13 protein-coding genes are annotated in these 16,090 nt (G+C 72.0%); 6 read left to right on the forward strand and 7 right to left on the reverse strand.

The annotated features are described in order from the left end of the window. Positions 1-47: 47 nt before the first annotated feature. Entirely contained in the window at positions 48-590 is a 543-nt protein-coding gene (locus C1N91_RS12130) for a hypothetical protein (RefSeq protein WP_137767910.1), read from the forward strand. Positions 591-627: 37 nt separating this feature from the next. Here C1N91_RS12130 and C1N91_RS12135 read toward each other — a convergent pair whose 3' ends face one another. Next, complete coding sequence (locus tag C1N91_RS12135; RefSeq protein ID WP_137767911.1) at positions 628-1,368, reverse strand: SDR family oxidoreductase; 741 nt, start codon at positions 1,366-1,368, stop codon at positions 628-630. Between the two features lie 68 nt (positions 1,369-1,436). Between C1N91_RS12135 and C1N91_RS12140 the strand changes: the two genes are divergently transcribed. Next, positions 1,437-1,991 carry a TetR/AcrR family transcriptional regulator gene (locus tag C1N91_RS12140; protein ID WP_137767912.1) on the forward strand — a complete coding sequence of 185 codons (555 nt, stop codon included), beginning with the start codon at positions 1,437-1,439 and terminating at the stop codon, positions 1,989-1,991. 12 nt (positions 1,992-2,003) lie between these two features. On the opposite strand, the gene C1N91_RS12145 is transcribed toward C1N91_RS12140, so the two are convergent. Further along, a complete protein-coding gene (locus C1N91_RS12145; protein WP_137767913.1) occupies positions 2,004-2,888 on the reverse strand; it encodes an aminoglycoside phosphotransferase family protein in 885 nt (294 codons plus the stop codon). A 191-nt stretch (positions 2,889-3,079) separates the two neighbouring features. Here C1N91_RS12145 and C1N91_RS12150 point away from each other — a divergent pair, with 191 nt between their 5' ends. The 4 genes from C1N91_RS12150 (at position 3,080) to C1N91_RS12165 (ending at position 8,530) form a co-directional block, all read left to right on the forward strand. Beyond that, positions 3,080-4,849: a hypothetical protein gene (locus C1N91_RS12150; RefSeq protein ID WP_137767914.1), complete on the forward strand. Its 1,770-nt coding sequence runs from the start codon at positions 3,080-3,082 to the stop codon at positions 4,847-4,849. A 244-nt stretch (positions 4,850-5,093) separates the two neighbouring features. Continuing rightward, on the forward strand, positions 5,094-6,599 hold the full coding sequence (locus C1N91_RS12155; RefSeq protein ID WP_137767915.1) for a cryptochrome/photolyase family protein: 1,506 nt from the start codon (positions 5,094-5,096) through the stop codon (positions 6,597-6,599). Positions 6,600-6,734: 135 nt separating this feature from the next. Then, complete coding sequence (locus C1N91_RS12160) at positions 6,735-8,066, forward strand: GNAT family N-acetyltransferase (RefSeq protein WP_137767916.1); 1,332 nt, start codon at positions 6,735-6,737, stop codon at positions 8,064-8,066. Next, a complete protein-coding gene (locus C1N91_RS12165; protein WP_137767917.1) occupies positions 8,066-8,530 on the forward strand; it encodes a DUF2087 domain-containing protein in 465 nt (154 codons plus the stop codon). Before C1N91_RS12160 ends, C1N91_RS12165 begins: the two co-directional genes overlap by 1 nt. Positions 8,531-8,656: 126 nt before the next feature. Here C1N91_RS12165 and C1N91_RS12170 read toward each other — a convergent pair whose 3' ends face one another. The 5 genes from C1N91_RS12170 to C1N91_RS12190 all read right to left on the reverse strand — a co-directional run bounded on the left by C1N91_RS12170 (position 8,657) and on the right by C1N91_RS12190 (position 15,699). Beyond that, complete coding sequence (locus C1N91_RS12170) at positions 8,657-10,189, reverse strand: C40 family peptidase (protein WP_137767918.1); 1,533 nt, start codon at positions 10,187-10,189, stop codon at positions 8,657-8,659. Positions 10,190-10,344: 155 nt separating this feature from the next. Continuing rightward, on the reverse strand, positions 10,345-11,343 hold the full coding sequence (locus C1N91_RS12175) for an ABC transporter permease (RefSeq protein ID WP_137767919.1): 999 nt from the start codon (positions 11,341-11,343) through the stop codon (positions 10,345-10,347). Further along, a complete protein-coding gene (locus tag C1N91_RS12180; protein ID WP_137767920.1) occupies positions 11,340-12,278 on the reverse strand; it encodes an ABC transporter permease in 939 nt (312 codons plus the stop codon). Before C1N91_RS12180 ends, C1N91_RS12175 begins: the two co-directional genes overlap by 4 nt. Next, complete coding sequence (locus tag C1N91_RS12185; RefSeq protein WP_137767921.1) at positions 12,275-14,035, reverse strand: dipeptide ABC transporter ATP-binding protein; 1,761 nt, start codon at positions 14,033-14,035, stop codon at positions 12,275-12,277. Before C1N91_RS12185 ends, C1N91_RS12180 begins: the two co-directional genes overlap by 4 nt. Further along, the gene (locus C1N91_RS12190; RefSeq protein WP_137767922.1) at positions 14,032-15,699 is read right to left on the reverse strand and encodes an ABC transporter substrate-binding protein; all 1,668 of its coding nucleotides are present in this window, start codon (positions 15,697-15,699) and stop codon (positions 14,032-14,034) included. Before C1N91_RS12190 ends, C1N91_RS12185 begins: the two co-directional genes overlap by 4 nt. Positions 15,700-16,090: the final 391 nt, after the last annotated feature.

Raw genomic sequence — 16,090 nt, forward strand, 5'->3', positions numbered from 1 at the left:
ACCGGCCGCGAGACCCCGCGTGACGCACCGGTCTAGGCTCGGGCAGCGTGACGGACGGGGTCGTGCAGGACGCGGTGCAGCGCACGCGTGCCGCCCTCGACGCCGCCGCGGACCGCCTCCGGGACGCCGAGGTCCGCGACGAGGCACTCGGCGAGTACGTCGAGCCGCGTGCCGTCCTCGGCATCCGACGGGAGCCCACGATCCGCTCCCTCGGTCGGGTCTGGCGTGTGGGCGCCCTGCTGCTCGGGTCCTCGCCCGAGACCGCGGGCCGGGTGTGGGCGACCGGCCGCATCACCCGGGTGACCGATCCCGGCCGGCAGCAGTTCGTCTCGGTCTCCGCCGAGGTGCGTCGCGCGTACCGGGCCGCCGCGGCGAAGGGGCACTTCACCGAGGGCGACACCGTCAACCACGGAGCGATGCCGATCGCGCTCGACGACTCGCTCGTCGACGCCGAGGGCGTGCTCGCCGTGGTCGACGGGGAGCCGGTCGTCCGCTGGTCCCCCACCGCCGGCACGGCCGTGCCGCTCGAGGACTACCTACGTGACCGGGTCGCCCTGCTCGTCGATCCGCCGCGCGGTGCGACCGACTGAACGGTGGAGCCGGTGCGGCGACGCAGCCCGTCGATCGTCAGTGCGCGGCCGGCACGGCGACCCACTCGTCGAACGAGGGCCCGACGATCTCGGCCTCCGGCCCGGGCAGGAGCGCACCGTCACGGAAGGCCCGCCCGAGCGTCCCGGGGAGCCGCACCGGCACGATGCGCCCGGCCCGGTCCGGCAGCGCCTCGGTCATCGCACGCAGGGTCGTGACCTGTGGGCCGGCGACCTCGACACGTCCCCCTGATCGCGCGCCCGTGACCACGTCGCCGACGACCGCGGCCACCGTCTCCAGGGCGACCGGCGCGACGGTCATCCCCGGGACGAGGACGAACCGCCCGACCCGGAACCGTCCAGCGTTCTGCTCCGCGAACTCGTGCCACTGCGTCGATCGCACCACCGACAGCTCAGCACCGGTCGTCGCCGCTGCCCGCTCCTGGGCGGCCTTGCCGGCGAAGTAGCCGTACCCCTGCACCTCCGCCCGCTCGCACCCGAGGATCGACAGCAGGACGTGCCGGGCACCGACCGCCGCTGCAGCCGAACCGATCGCCGTGGTCGACCGGACGAAGAAGTCGGTCGCGCGACGGCGGCTCGTCGTGAAGCGACCCGTCGCCTCGACCACCACGTCGGCGCCCCGGAGCGCGGCGATGAGGTCGTCGCGCAGGACGTCGACCCCGGTCCTCCTGGACGCCACCTGCACCGTCCATCCGCGCGCTGCGATGGCCGCCCTGACGGCGCGACCCGATGCTCCTCCGCCGATGACGACTGCGTGCACGACACCCTCCCGATCGTCCCTCTACATCTGTAGAGAACAGTACGATGTCCAAGCGGGAAGGGGAAGCCATGGGACGACGCGAGGACCTCGCCGACGCGGCAGTCCGCCTCGTCGCCCGCGGCGGTTCCAGGTCGCTCACTCATCGTGGTGTCGATGCCGAGGCAGGGCTCCCGTCCGGGTCGACGACGTACTACGCGTCCACACGCCGAGCCCTGCTCGCGCTGGTCACCGCACGGATCACCGAGCAGCTGGCGTCGGACGTCGCCCGACTCCGGCTGCCGGAGGATCCGGACGACGCCGCGGTCGCGGCCGTCGCGACCGGGTTCCTCGACGCGCTCGCCGCACGTGGCGATGCACAGGCCGCCCGGCTCGCGCTCCTCGTCGAACTGCGCGACGACACCGAGCTCCGCGCTCCCCTGACCGGGTCCGACCCGGTGCGCGACGAGCTCGTCCGGGCGGCGCGGACCCTGCTCGACGGAATCGGTGTCGATGGTCCGGACGCGGCCGCGCGGGATCTCGTCGGGGTCGTCGACGCCCTGCTGCTCTACCGCGTCGGCGCAGTGGGCCCGGTCGATCCCGCCGCGGTGCTCACGGCCTACGTCGCCGGGCTCCCGCGCCGCTGACGCCCACCACGGTCAGCCCGCGACGCGGTCGACCACCGCTGCGCGGGCCATCGCGTCGAGGCCGTCGTCGAGCGCTCCCCTGCTCACCGACCACAGCGCCGACTCGACCAGGCGTGCCGTGCACCACGCGGTGATCCGGTCCGCGGACTCGCCGGTCACGTCCGCGAGCACGGCGACGCGCTCGCGGACGACCCGCAGGGGCTCAGCGCCACGGAACGGATCGTCGACCTGCACGAGCAACGGGCACAGGTCGTAGGCCGGATCGCCGACCATCGGCTTCGGGTCGATGACGAGCCACGGCTCCCGCTCCGCCGCGAGCACGTTGCCGGGGTTCGCGTCGCCGTGCACGACCACCGACCGCGATGCTCCGATCGGCAGGGTGCGGAGCATCTCGGTCCCGCGGCGCACGAGTCCGGGGTCGAACGGCGGTGCGAGCTCGCGCATCCGGTCCTCGGCGAGCGCCGCCCACCCGGTGGTGACCTCGGCGAGCGACGCGAACGGACCGCCCTCGGGGACCCCGGCCGCCCAGAGCCGGGTGAGCAGGCCGCCAGCGGTGCGGAGACGATCCTCGACCGGCAGGTCGTCGCGCTCTGCGAGTCGGGCGCCGGGGTCGCAGCGCTCGACCAGCAGCACGAAGGGGTCGTCCGGGTCCGTGGCGAGCAGGCGGACCGCGCCGGCGCCGTCCCACCACGCGAGCGCTGCGGCCTCGTGCTCGGCCTCGCGGTGCGGGAGCGACAGCTTGAGGACGCCATCACCTCCGTCGGGCAACCGCACGGGCACCACGTGCGAGACGGTGCCGCCGGTGTACGGCTCGCCGGGGTGCAGGTCCCAGCGCTCGACCGCGCGGGCCAGCCGGCGCGGGACGGACGCACGCCAGTCCTGCTCGGTCGGCCACATGCGCGCAGCGTACCGACCGCGGGACGGAGCGTGACGAGGCGGCGGTGGGACGAGCCTCCCGGACGACCCCCGAACGGGGTACGCGCTTGTCCGCCGCAGCACCGACTGCCGCGGCGTCCGGTCGGGTCTAGCGTCTGTTGCGGGCGGCAACGGGGCCACCCGACGACGAATCGAGCATCATGCAACGACGGATGAGCACGCTCCTCGCGACGATCACGGCGGTCGGCCTGGTCGGCGCCCTGGCGCCGGCCGTGCAGGCACAGGCAGCCGTCCCGACCAGCGACACCCCGGACTTCGGGAGCAACGTCAAGGTCTACGACCAGTCCACCCCCGCCTCGACGATCCAGTCCGACGTCGACGCGGCCTTCAACTCGCAGCTCCGCAGCAGCACGGCGCAGTTCGGCTCGCAGCGGTACGCCTTCCTGTTCAAACCGGGGAGCTACGGCCGGGTCTGGGCGAACCTCGGCTTCTACACGTCGGTGGCGGGCCTCGGGAAGAACCCCGACGACGTGACGATCAACGGTGCGCTCAACGTCGACTCCGGTTGGAACGCCGGCGACGAGAAGAACGCGACGCAGAACTTCTGGCGGTCGGCGGAGAACCTGTCCGTCGTGCCGGAGAGCGGCACGGACCGGTGGGCGGTGTCCCAGGCCGCGCCGATGCGACGCGTCCACATCAAGGGGAACCTGACCATGGGGCCGTCCAACCAGGACGGCGGGCAGGGGTACTCGTCCGGCGGCTACATCGCCGACTCGAAGGTCGACGGCACGGTCACGAGCGGCTCGCAGCAGCAGTGGTACACGCGGAACTCCTCGCTCGGCAGCTGGCAGGGCGGCAACTGGAACATGGTGTTCTCGGGCGTGCAGGGCGCCCCGGCGAACGACTTCTCGAAGAGCTGGACCACGCTGTCGAGCACCCCGGTGACGCGGGAGAAGCCCTACCTGTACGTCGACTCGTCGAACAAGTACCACGTGTTCGTGCCGTCGCTGCAGACGAACTCGGCCGGGGTGACGTGGCCGAACACGCCGGGGACGGACATCCCGATGCGCAACTTCTACGTCGCGCACCCCGGTGACAGCGCGGCGACGATCAACAGCGCGCTGTCGCAGGGGCTGAACCTGTTCTTCACCCCGGGCACGTACCAGCTGAACGCCGCGCTGAACGTCACGCGCCCGGACACCGTCGTCACCGGCATCGGCTTCCCGACGCTTGTGCCGACCGCAGGCAACGCGGTGCTCACCACCTCCGACGTCTCCGGGGTCAACGTGTCGAACCTCGTCGTGGACGCGGGGACGCAGAACAGCGCGCAGCTCGTCCGACTCGGCACCAGCGGCTCGCACGTCGACCACGCCTCGGACCCGCAGAGCATCCAGGACGTGTTCTTCCGCGTCGGATCGAGCATCCAGGGCAAGGCGTCGACGACACTGCAGGTGAACGCCGACGACACCCTCGTCGACCACATCTGGGCGTGGCGGGCCGACCACGGCGGCGCTGCGACGGGCTGGAACGTCAACACCGGCGCCACCGGCGTCGAGGTGAACGGCGACGACGTCCTCGCGACCGGGCTGTTCGTCGAGCACTACCAGAAGTACGAGGTGCTCTGGAACGGTAACCGCGGTCGGACGATCTTCTTCCAGAACGAGATGCCGTACGACGTGCCGGACAACGCGTCGTGGCAGAGCCCGACCGGAGCCGGGTACGCGGCCTACAAGGTCGCGTCGGGTGTGACGAACCACGAGATCTGGGGCGGCGGTGTGTACTGCTTCTTCAACACGAACCCGTCCGTGCACGCCGACCGGGCGTTCGAGACCCCGACGGGCTCGGGCATCCGGGCGCACGGGCTCGTGACGGTGTCACTCGGGGACACGGGCACGATCTCGAGCGTGATCAACGGCGTCGGTGGAGCGGTGCCGACCCCGGCGGGCAACACCGCGCCGAACCGTCTCGGGTCGTACAACTGAGCGGGCTGACCGGCTGCAGGGGCCGTCGACGACTCCGGTCGTCGGCGGCCCTCGGTCGTCGAGGCGCGCGACGTGCTGTCGGCATACGTTCCGGTCGCACGACGTGCCGCTGCGGACGTTCCGGTCGCACGACGTGCCGTCGGCGTCGAAGCTGAGCGGCAGGTCGTACGACGAGGACAGCGGGGCACCGCCGGGGCACACGCGCCGTCAGCCGGTCGTCACGCGCCGCCGGTAGCGTCCGGGCATGACACCCGAGCGCGGCAGCACCGAAGCCGGCAGCACCGAACGCACCCGGCTCGTCCTCCCCGGGCAGTACGGCCCGCTGTTCGACGACGGCGGCCCCGCGCTCGTGGTCGAGGCGCGTGAGTTCTTCACCGCCCGCCCGATGCACCGGGCGAAGGCGCACCTCTGGCTGAGCGCCCTGCGACACCGGGTGCGCGAGCTCGGCGACCGGGCCGAGCACGTGCAGGTGGAGAGCCTGAAGGACGCCCTGGTCGGACGCGACGACCTCGACGTGGTCGACCCGCCCTCCCGTACCCTCCGCGCGCAGGTCCGGCACTGGGGCCGCGGCACCGAGATCCTGCCGAGCCGCGGGTTCATCACCGACGAGGCCGAGTTCGCCGAGTGGGCCGCCGAGCGCACCGGTCGCTTCCGGATGGAGACCCACTACGAGCGGGTCCGCCGCCGTGAGGGCTGGCTGATGCAGTCGGACAAGCCGATCGGTGGGAAGTTCAGCCTCGACGACCAGAACCGCGAACCCCCGCCCAAGGGTGCGACGACGCTCGGGCTGCCGGAACCCTGGTGGCCGACCGAGGACGACATCGACGACGAGGTCCGGCACGACCTCGACCGCTGGGAGCGCGACGGCGAGGTCCGGTTCGTCGGCCGGGACGACACGCGCCGCTTCGCCGTCACCGCCGACGAGGCCAGGCAGGCGCTCGACGACTTCGTGCAGGTCCGCCTGGGCGACTTCGGCCCGTTCGAGGACGCCACGCTCACCAACGACTGGACGATGGCGCACTCGCTGCTCAGCGTGCCGATGAACCTCGGCGTGCTCGACCCCTTCGAGGTCGTCGAGGCAGCACTCACCGCCCACCGCGACCACGACGCCCCGCTCGCGAGCGTCGAGGGCTTCGTCCGCCAGGTCGCCGGCTGGCGGGACTACGTCTGGCACCTCTACTGGTGGTTCGGCGACGACTACGGCGCCGAGGAGAACGCCCTCGACGCGCACGAGCGGCTCCCCCGCTGGTGGCGCGAGCTCGACGCGTCGGAGATCGACGCGGTCTGCCTGTCCACCGCGATCGAGGGCCTGCACGACCACGGCTGGCTGCACCACATCCAGCGACTGATGGTGCTCGGCAACTGGGCGCTGCAGCGCGGCTACGACCCGGTCCACCTGACCGAGTGGTTCACCGACGTCTTCGTCGACGGCACCGACTGGGTGATGCCGGCGAACATCATCGGGATGTCGCAGCACGCCGACGGCGGCATGGTGGCGACGAAGCCGTACGCGTCCGGCGGCCGGTACATCGACCGGATGTCCGACCACTGCGGCGGGTGCCGGTACGACCCGACGAAGCGGCTCGGCGAGGACGCCTGCCCCTTCACCGCCGGCTACTGGGCGTTCCTGTCGCGCACCGAGCCCGCCCTGCGGGACAACAACCGGATGGCGCGGCCGCTCCAGCAGATGCGGAAGCTGGCGGACCTCGACGAGGTGGTGGCGCAGGAGGCGCGACGCGGCACGCCCTGACCGGCCACGGTCCGTCAGGTGACGACACGACGGACGGGAGGCCCGTGGCGGCACCGCCACGGGTCTCCCGTCCGCCGTCCCCCTCCGCCTGCAGACGGAGGCTCCCACAGCGGAGGCACCGGTAGGGTCGGGCCCGTGGCCAGCAACGAAGCGTTCGACGACCGGTACGACCTGCGCGAGTTCGCGCCCACGACCGACGCGCAGGGGGCGCCGTCAGCGGAGACGGAGGCGTGGATGCACGCCGTGGAGCTGGGGTTCCACGAGGCGCACCCCGATGCCGAGGGCGCCGCGCGGATGGCGTCGCACTTCATCGCCGACCAGGAGACGTTCCTCGGGGTCTACCTGCGCGACCCCTTCCCCGGTTCGGTCGACGAGACCTGGCCGGCCGGCACCTTCACGTGGTTCCGCAAGCGCCTGACGTGGGGCGAGGGCGCCTCGATCGACACCCAGGCGATCTCCGCCGTGACGGTGCGCCCGACCGAGCGTCGGCGCGGGATCCTCCGCCGGATGATGACCCACGCGCTCGAGCGTGGCGTGGCCGAGGGCTACGCCGTCGCGTCGCTCACCGCCTCCGAGGGGACGATCTACCGACGCTTCGGGTTCGGGTGCGCGATCCGCGAGCGGGCCGTCCGCGTCCGTCGTGCGCGCGCGCTGCCGTTGATCGCCCCGACCACCGGCACCGTGACCGTCGTGACGCCGGAGTGGCTCGCCGCCGGCCCCGGCCGCGCCGTCTTCGACCGCTTCGACGCCCGGACGCCGGGGTCCATGGTCCGGAACACCGGCACCTGGCCGATCGTCTTCGGCGAGCGGAACGGCGACGGCTCCCCCGCGAAGGACGTCCGTGCCGCGGTGCACCGCCCGGAGGTGGCAGGGTCCGACCCTGCAGAGATCGACGGCTACGTGACCTGGCGCGTCAAGGAGGGCCGTGGTGAGGACACCGTGCTCGAGGTCGTGGATCTCGTGTACGCGACCGACGACGCCTACCTGTCCCTGTGGGAGTTCCTGTTGTCGATCGACCTGAACGACGTGGTGCGGTACAACCGCTCACGCCTCGACGACCCGATCGTCGCGGCCCTCGGCGACAACCGCGCGTACGACGTCGAGCACGAGGAGGACCACGTCTGGTTGCGGGTGCTCGACATGCCGGCGGTGCTCACCAGCCGGCCGTACGCGGTCGACGGCACGCTGACGCTCGCGGTGTCGGACGCGATGGGGTTCGCAGCGGGGACCTACCGGCTCGACGTCGTCGACGGGCAGGGCACGGTCACGCGCCTGTCCGACCGTGACGACGGCGAGGCCGATCTGCGGCTCGACGTGGCGGACCTCGGCGCGGTGCTCATCGGCTCGGTGTCCCCGGTGACGCTGGCGGCGGCCGGACTCGTGCGTGCGGTGGACCCGGCGGCGCCGGCGTTGCTCCGGGCGATGCTCACGCCGGCGCGGACGCCGCACGGGATCACCTACTTCTGATGCCGGACGGCGAGCTCTCCACGTCGATCGGACGTGCGCGGCAGGCCGTGGCCGTGCTGGCCTCCCCGACGCTCCGCGCCGCAGTGGTCGGAGGCGGGACGCTCGACGACCGGACCGCGGCGGCCGTGGCGGCGTTCGACTGGCTGGGCGACGACGGACCGGACAGCGCCGTGCTCGGACGGACGACGAAGGACCTGCAGCGGTTGCAGGGCGCGGCGGCGCTGCTCGAGTTCGGGCGGATCGAGCGCGTGCCCGCGCCGGAGGACCAGCGGCACCCGCTGTCGGTGCGCATCGTCGGAATCGTCGGGGATCGCCTCGGTCGAACGCGTCCGGTGTCGGAGCGCGAGCTCAACGCGGCGATCGCGATGCTCTGCGCCGACGTCGCGATCGTGCGGCGCGACGCGGTCGACCTCAGCGTGCTCGAGCGGACAGACGACGGCGCGGCGTACCGCTTCGTCGGCTGACACGCAGCGCCGCCTCCGCAGAACGCAACGGCGGCGACTCCTCGCCGCGGTGTACCGCTGCGAGGAGCCGCCGACGTTGCGTGTCGAGGAGGCCCGGGCAGGTCCTGCTGCCCGGGCCCCCTCACGTCACTGCGCCAGGATCGCGGGGCTGGTCCCCGGTTGCATCCCCACGCCGAACGACGTCGCTGCATCGTCGTTCGTGACCGACCAGAGGTCGCTGCTGTTGGTCTGCACCGCCACCACGTACCCGCTGCCGACCTCGGCGATCGCCGGGCTGGTCCCGGCAGCCATGCCGATGTCGAACGCGGTCGCCGCCTTGCCGTCGGTGATCGTCCAGAGCTTCCCGGTGTTCGTCTGCACCGCGATGACGTACCCGCCGGACGGGAGCGCCAGGATCGACGGACTCGTACCGGCGAGCATGCCCACCGGGAACGCCGTCGCGGCCTTCGTGTTCGTCACGCTCCACAGGGCGCCGGTGTTCGTCTGCGCCGCGATGACGTAGCCGCCGTTCGCCGTAGCGGTGATCGACGGACTCGTCCCCGCCTTCATGCCGACGTTGAAGTCGGTCGCGGCCTTGGTGTCGGTGATGCTCCAGAGGTCACCACTGTTCGTCTGCACTGCAACCACGTAGCCGCTGCCGACCTTCGCGATGGACGGGCTGGTCCCTGCTGCCATCCCCACCGGGAACGCCGTGGCGGCCTTGGTGTTCGTGATCGTCCAGAGCGCGCCCGTGTTCGTCTGCACTGCGATGACGTACCCACCACCCGAGGTCGGGATGATCGACGGACTCGTCCCCGCCTTCATCCCCACCGGGAACGAGGTCGCTGCGCCGTCGGACGTGATCGTCCACAGGGCGCCGCCCGCGGCCTGGAAGGCGGTGACGTACTTGCCCCCACCGAGCGTCGCGATCGCGGGGCTGGTCCCCGATGCGACGCCGACCGGGTACGCCGTCGCCGCCTTGCTCGCGGTGACGCTCCAGAGCTTCCCGGTGTTGACCTGCTCGGCTGTCACGTACGAGGTCGTGTGCACGGTGCCCGCGCCGGACCCGGATCCGGACAGCGAGCCGCTCGGGCGCCCGACCACGTCGAGGAGTTGCTCCCCGGGCTCGGACCAGAGCGTCTGCTCCTTCACGCCCTCACCCGGAGCAGCCGCTGCCACCATGTACCCGTTGCCCAGGTAGATGCCGTCGTGCAGGAAGTTGCCCGAGGTCGTGCCGTCCGAGGTCCAGAACAGGACGTCCCCGGGCTCGGCGTCCGCGCGGGAGACCAGGTGCCCCGCGAGTGCGGCGTACTCGTCCCCGACGACCGGGCGGGACGCCCCGTCGGACAGGTCGACGCCTGCCTGCAGGTACGACTTCCACACCAGGCCCGAGCAGTCCCAGGCACTGGGACCGTTACCCCCGAGCTGGTAGTAGGTGCTCGAGTTCGGCCCGCCGTCGCTCGAGCTCCACATGCTCTCGGCGTAGGCGATCGCACTGTTCGCAGCAGCCGAGGGCCCACCCCCGGTGTCCAGGCCTGGTTGGCTCGCCACGGCCGGGGCCGCGAGGCCGATCGACCCGACGATGGCGACCGCGGCAGCCGCGACCCCGATGAACGTCTTCTTCGCCCGCCAGCGCACCGACACCGGTGACACTGCGGGATCCCCATGCGTGTTGATCACGACCGAACTCTCGATCGCCGTCCACGCCGCGACAAGTCCCGCAATGTGCGGACCGGCGGGGGACGAACCCAGTGTCCGTCAGGGCTCCGGCCCGTCGAGGTGTGGAGAGTCTCAGCGGCACGCCCGGGATCCGGGTCCCCGGCGTGTGGGAAGGTTCAGGCCCGGCGGCGCACCCGCGGGTCGACGAACGCGTACACCACGTCCACGATCACGTTCGCGGTGACGATGAGGAGCGCCGAGAACACCGTGAAGCCGACGACCACCTGCAGGTCGAGGGTGTGCACCGCGTCGATGAGCAGCGCCCCGAGGCCCTGCATCGAGAACACCTTCTCGGTGATGACCGCACCGCCGAGCAGCGACCCGAGGTCGAGCCCGAACAGCGTCACGACGGGCAGGATCGCCGTCCGGAGCCCGTGCCGCACGACGACCTGGCGCTCGCGCAGCCCCTTGGCCCGAGCGGTCCGGACGAAGTCCTGCGACATCGACTCGAGCATCTCGCCACGGGTGAGCCGAGCGTAGATCGCCGCGCTGATGAACGCGAGCACGCACCACGGCAGCACCAGGTGCGTCACCCAGCCGACCGGGTCCTCGACGAACGGCACGTACCCGCTCGTGGGCAACCACCCGAGGGTGAAGCCGAAGAGCAGGATCGCGAGCAGCCCGATCAGGTACGCGGGCGAGGACACCCCGGCGACGGCGACGGTCATGACGGCGCGGTCGGCGAGCGTCCCCCGCTTCAGCGCCGACACGGTACCGCCCGCGACACCGGCGACGAGCCACAGCACGGCGGCACCGACGGCGATCGACGCGGTGACGGGCAGGCGCGACGCGATGAGGTTCGTGACGCTGTCGTGCAGCTGGAACGAGTACCCGAAGCAGGGTGCCGCGCACGTGATCGTCGACGCGCCGGAGCCGAACGTGCGACCGGCGAAGATGCCGGCGAGGTACGCCCCGAACTGCGCGAACCACGGCTTGTCCGTGCCGAGGAACGCCCGCACCTCCGCGAGTCGCTCCGGCGTGCACGGCTTGTCGCAGATCGCACGCGCCGGGTTCGTCGGCAGCAGCATGAACAGCGCGTAGGTGATCGCCGCGACGACGAACAGCACGACGACGGCGCCGAGGATCCGGATCGCCAGGAAGCGGAAGGTCGTCACCGGTCGACTCCTCGCGGGTCGAGGGCGTCGCGCAGGGCGTCACCGAGCACGTTGAAGGCGAGGGTGATGAGGAACAGTGCGGCTCCGGGGAAGACGAGGTACATCGGGTCGGTCTGCACCCAGCCGATGGCGTCGCCGATGCTGCGGCCCCACGACGGCGTCGGCGGGTTCACCCCGACGGCCAGGAAGGACAGCGCGGCCTCGGCACCGATCATCGACGGGATCGAGATGGTCGCGTAGACGGTGATCGTCGCGGCGAGGTTCGGCAGGAGCTGCTTGCGGATGACGTGCCAGCGCCCCGCGCCCATCGCCGTCGAGGCGACGACGTAGTTCCGGCTGACGAGCGAGAGCGTCTGCCCCCGCACGACGCGGGCGACCGAGGGCCAGCCGAAGAACCCGATCACGAGCACGACGAGCAGCGGCTTCGGGAACGACGTCGGCACGACCGCGGTGAGCGCGATCATGAAGACCAGGGACGGGAACCCGAAGATCACGTCGACGACGCGCGACAGCACCCGGTCGTACCACCCGCCGAGGAACCCCGTGGTGACACCGACGAGGACCCCGATGACGATCGACACGGCGGTCGCGGCGAGCCCGATCCCCAGCGAGGTCCGCGCGCCGTACGTCACGATCGCGAAGAGGTCGCGGCCGGTCAGCGGCTCGACGCCGAACCAGTGATCGCCGCTCACCCCGCCGGCAGCGCCGCGGGGCGCCCCGAAGTCGTTCAGCGCGTCGACGTCGTAGCGGTACGGGTCGCGCCCGGTGACGGCTGCGATGAGCGGTGCGGCGATCGCCACGACCACGAACACCGCGATGACGACCGCAGCGGCCACCGCCCAGCGGTCCCGACGGACCCGGCGCACGACGGCGCGGAACCCGGTGCTCCGTCCGGCCGACGCGGAGACGGGCCGGTCGACGACGTTCGCGGTCACGAGACCACTCCTTCCCAGGCACGCCAGGCCTCGCGGCGGGCTGCCTGTCGCTCGGGATCGGCGACCGGGGCCGCCGCGAGCAGCATGCGCGTGTAGTCCTGCTGCGGGTGGTCGAGCACGGCCGACGTCGTGCCGCGTTCGACGATGCGGCCGTCGTGCAGCACGACGACGTCGTCGGCGAGCTGGCGCACCACGGCCAGGTCGTGGCTGATGAGCAGCATGCCGAAGCCGAACTCGTCCTGCAGGTCCGCGAGCAGGTCGAGCACGGCGGCCTGCACCGTCACGTCGAGGGCGCTGGTCGGCTCGTCGGCGATCACCAGCGCGGGCCGCAGCGCCAGTGCCCGCGCGACGGCGACGCGCTGCCGCTGCCCGCCGGACAGCTGGTGCGGGAACCGTTCCGTCCACGACGGGTCGAGCTGCACCGCCGTCAGGAGCTCGCGGGCGCGGTCGGCACGCGACGTCGACGTGCCCTCGCCGTGCACGAGCAGTGGTTCGGCGATGCTCCACCCGATGGTCTGTCGCGGGTTCAGTGACGACGCCGGGTCCTGGAAGACGATGCCCACACGGCTGCGGAGCTCGCGGAGGCGCTTCCCGCGCGCGGTGCGCAGGTCGTGGCCGTCGACCTCGACCGATCCGTCGACGACGGGGACGAGCCCGGCGAGCGCCCGCCCGATGGTGGACTTGCCCGAGCCGGACTCCCCCACCAGGCCGAGCGTGCGTCCGGCGGCGAGCTCGAGGTCGATCCCGCGAACGGTGGGCTCGCCGCGGCGTGCGTAGCGCACCGCGACGTCGCGCAGGCGCGCGACCACGGCGTCCGGCCGGGAGGCGCTGGGCGCGTCGGGTGCGTCAGCACCTTTCGCGCTCAGCGACAGTTCACGGCCCTCGTTCGGCGTGAACTGTCGCTCAGCACGCGAGGACGATGCGTCCCACCCGGCCGAGTGTGCGTCCGCAGCCGGCCTGACGGACGCGGGTCGTGCCTCCAGGGCGGGGACCGCGGCGAGGAGCTCGCGCGTGTACTCGGCGGTCGGGTGCGCGAAGACCTCGGCGACCGTCCCGTGCTCGACGGGGTCGCCGCGGCGCATCACCAGTACCTCGTCCGCGACGTCCGCGACCACGCCCATGTCGTGGGTGATGAGCAGGACGGCAAGGTTGCGCTCGCGACCGAGCCGACGCAGCAGGTCGAGGATCCCGGCCTGCACGGTGACGTCCAGCGCGGTGGTCGGCTCGTCGGCGAACAGCGCCACCGGGTCGCCCGCCAGCGCCATCGCGATCATCGCTCGCTGGAGCTGTCCGCCGGACAGCTCGTGCGGGTACGCCTTCCGGATCCGCGCGGGATCCTGCAGACCGGCGGCGCGGAGCAGCTCGTCCACGCGCGCCGAGACCCCGGCACGGTCGAGGTCGGTCGGGTGCGCCCGCACGGCCTCGGCGATCTGCGTGCCGATCGACAGCACGGGGGTGAACGAGTTCATCGGTTCCTGGAACACGACCCCGATGCCCGCACCACGGACGGCACGCAGCTCGTCCGCGGAGGCACCGATGAGCTCGGTCCCACGGAAGCGGGCGCTGCCCGACACCCGGGCGGCGGGTGGCAGGAGTCCGAGCACGCTCATCGCGCTGACGGACTTGCCCGAGCCGGACTCGCCGACGAGTGCGAGCACCCGGCCGGGCATCAGGGTGAAGGAGACGTCACGGACGACGGGCTCCGCGTCGCCGAACGCGACGCGGAGCCCCTCGACCTCGAGCAGCGGTGCACTCACTGGGAGAGCGAGACCTTGAGGTAGTTCGGGTAGGCCGGGAAGTCCGCGATGCGGAAGTTCTCGACGTTCGACCCGGCCAAGAACGACTGCTTCGCGTAGATCAGCGGGACGACGGGGGCGTCCTCCATGATGCGGCGGTCCGCCTGCGCCCACAGCTGCTGCGCCTCGGACTGGTCGACCGTGCCGGTCGCCTTCGCGATGAGGGCGTCGACCTCGGGGTTGCTGTACTTCGAGACGTTGTAGCCGCCCCCACCGATCTGCGACGAGTCGTAGAGCGGCTGGATGTTGGCGTTCGCGCTCGGGAAGTCCGGCTGCCAGCTCGACAGCGACAGGTCGAAGTCGGTGCCGTTCGTGGTGGCCTGCGTGAAGGAGTCGTAGTCGAGCGGCTTGAGCGTCACGGTGATGCCGGCGCGCTTGAGCCCGGCCTGCAGCGCCTGCGCCTGCGCCAGGTACGTCGGGTCGTTCTGCGTCACGAGAGTGAGCCGCAGGTCCGTTGCACCGGCCTCCTGCAGGAGCTGCTTCGCCTTGTCGACGTCGCCGGTCGCTCCGGTCTTGTACAGGTCGTAGTCCTTGCGCCCGGCGATGCCCGGCGTCACGAGCGTCGACGCGTACTCGCCGGCGAGCGCACCGCCCGCCGCGATGCGGAAGGACTTGCGGTCGACCGCGTACTGCAGCGCCTGGCGGACCTTGAGGTCCGTGAGCTTCCCGCGCTGGGTGTTGATCGCCATGTAGGTGATCGGGCCGGCCTTGCTCGTGGCGAGGCGGTCCTGCGCGGCCGGGTTGGCGCGCACCTGGTTGAGCTCGGCGGCGCCGAGGAACTGCGCGCCGAAGGAGTTCTTCGCGTCGCCGTTGTCGGCGATCAGGCTCTGCGTCGTGGTGGAGGCGTCCTGGCTCTCCTTGAAGACGATCTTCGACGGACCGGCGGTGCGGACGCTGTCGGTCTTCGCGCTCCACTCCTTGTTCCGGACGAGCGTGACCTGCGAGCCCTGGGTGTTCGACTCGATCTGGTACGGGCCGCTCGACACGGGCTTCGCGTCGTAGGCGCCGGTGTCCGTGCCCTCACCCTCGGGCACCGGAGCGAAAGCCGGCATCGAGGCGAGCCACGGCCAGTCGCCGTACGGGGCGTCGAGCTTGAACACGATCGTCTTGTCGTCCGGGGTCTCGATGCTGTCGAGCGTCTTGCCCTCGAAGGGGCCCTGGTAGTCCGAGCCGCCGACGAGCAGGGACTTGTGGTAGCTCAGACCACCGGTGAGGTTCGGCGCGAAGGACCGCTCGATCCCCCACTTGATGTCCTTCGTGGTGATCGGCGTGCCGTCCTGGAACTTCAGACCGTCCTTGAGCGTGTACGTCCAGGTCTTCCCACCGTCGCTCGACTCACCGGTGGTGGTCGCGAGGTCCGGCACCACCTTCGCGGTCTTGCCGGGCTGGACGTCCCACGTGGTCAGGCGCCGGGCGACCAGGCCCATCGAGGTGATGCCGAGGCTCTGGCTGGTCGCCGGGTCCCAGTGCAGCGCGGTCTGCGCCGTCAGGATGTCGAGCGTGCCGCCCTTGCTCGTGCCGGTGGACGCGTCGTCCGACGCGCCGCCACCGGAGCAGCCGGTCAGCACGAGGGCTGCGGCGGCGGCGACGGCCGCGGTGATGGTCAAGCGCTTGGGGCGGTGCATGGTGAGCTGCTCCTCGTGGGGGGGGTGGGGTGTCGGGCGGACGACCGGGTAGCGATCGTCGTGCGGCCCGCGTCGTCGTGGTGGACGGGGTGTCCGTCCCGGTTCGGGTGGCCGGGCGGTCCATGGTGGCACCGGTCGGTGCGCGGGTCCGAACGCCCGCGGGGTCCGGACGACATGCAACGCAACATTGCATGACGCAACGTGCCAACGTCCGCGCCCCGAGCGTATTCCCGAACCGCGCGGGTCGGCCGGATCGCGATGGGTCCGCGATCACCTCGGACCGGCCGGGAGGCACGGCGCGGCCCCGTCAGGCCGGGACCGTCGCGCGGGCGGCACGTGCGGACGCGTGCGGCCCCGTCACACCGGGACCGTCGCGCGGGCGGCACGTGCG

Origin of the sequence: Curtobacterium sp. SGAir0471, from assembly GCF_005490985.1 — a bacterium.
In the GTDB taxonomy this organism is placed as follows: Bacteria; Actinomycetota; Actinomycetes; order Actinomycetales; family Microbacteriaceae; genus Curtobacterium.

Bases quoted from the DNA above. Each gene is read 5' to 3' on its own strand.
- C1N91_RS12190 (WP_137767922.1), bottom strand. From the start codon at position 15,699: ATGCACCGCCCCAAGCGCTTGACCATCACCGCGGCCGTCGCCGCCGCC.
- C1N91_RS12140 (WP_137767912.1), top strand. From the start codon at position 1,437: ATGGGACGACGCGAGGACCTCGCCGACGCGGCAGTCCGCCTCGTCGCC.
- C1N91_RS12145 (WP_137767913.1), bottom strand. From the start codon at position 2,888: ATGTGGCCGACCGAGCAGGACTGGCGTGCGTCCGTCCCGCGCCGGCTG.
- C1N91_RS12155 (WP_137767915.1), top strand. From the start codon at position 5,094: ATGACACCCGAGCGCGGCAGCACCGAAGCCGGCAGCACCGAACGCACC.
- C1N91_RS12165 (WP_137767917.1), top strand. From the start codon at position 8,066: ATGCCGGACGGCGAGCTCTCCACGTCGATCGGACGTGCGCGGCAGGCC.
- C1N91_RS12150 (WP_137767914.1), top strand. From the start codon at position 3,080: ATGAGCACGCTCCTCGCGACGATCACGGCGGTCGGCCTGGTCGGCGCC.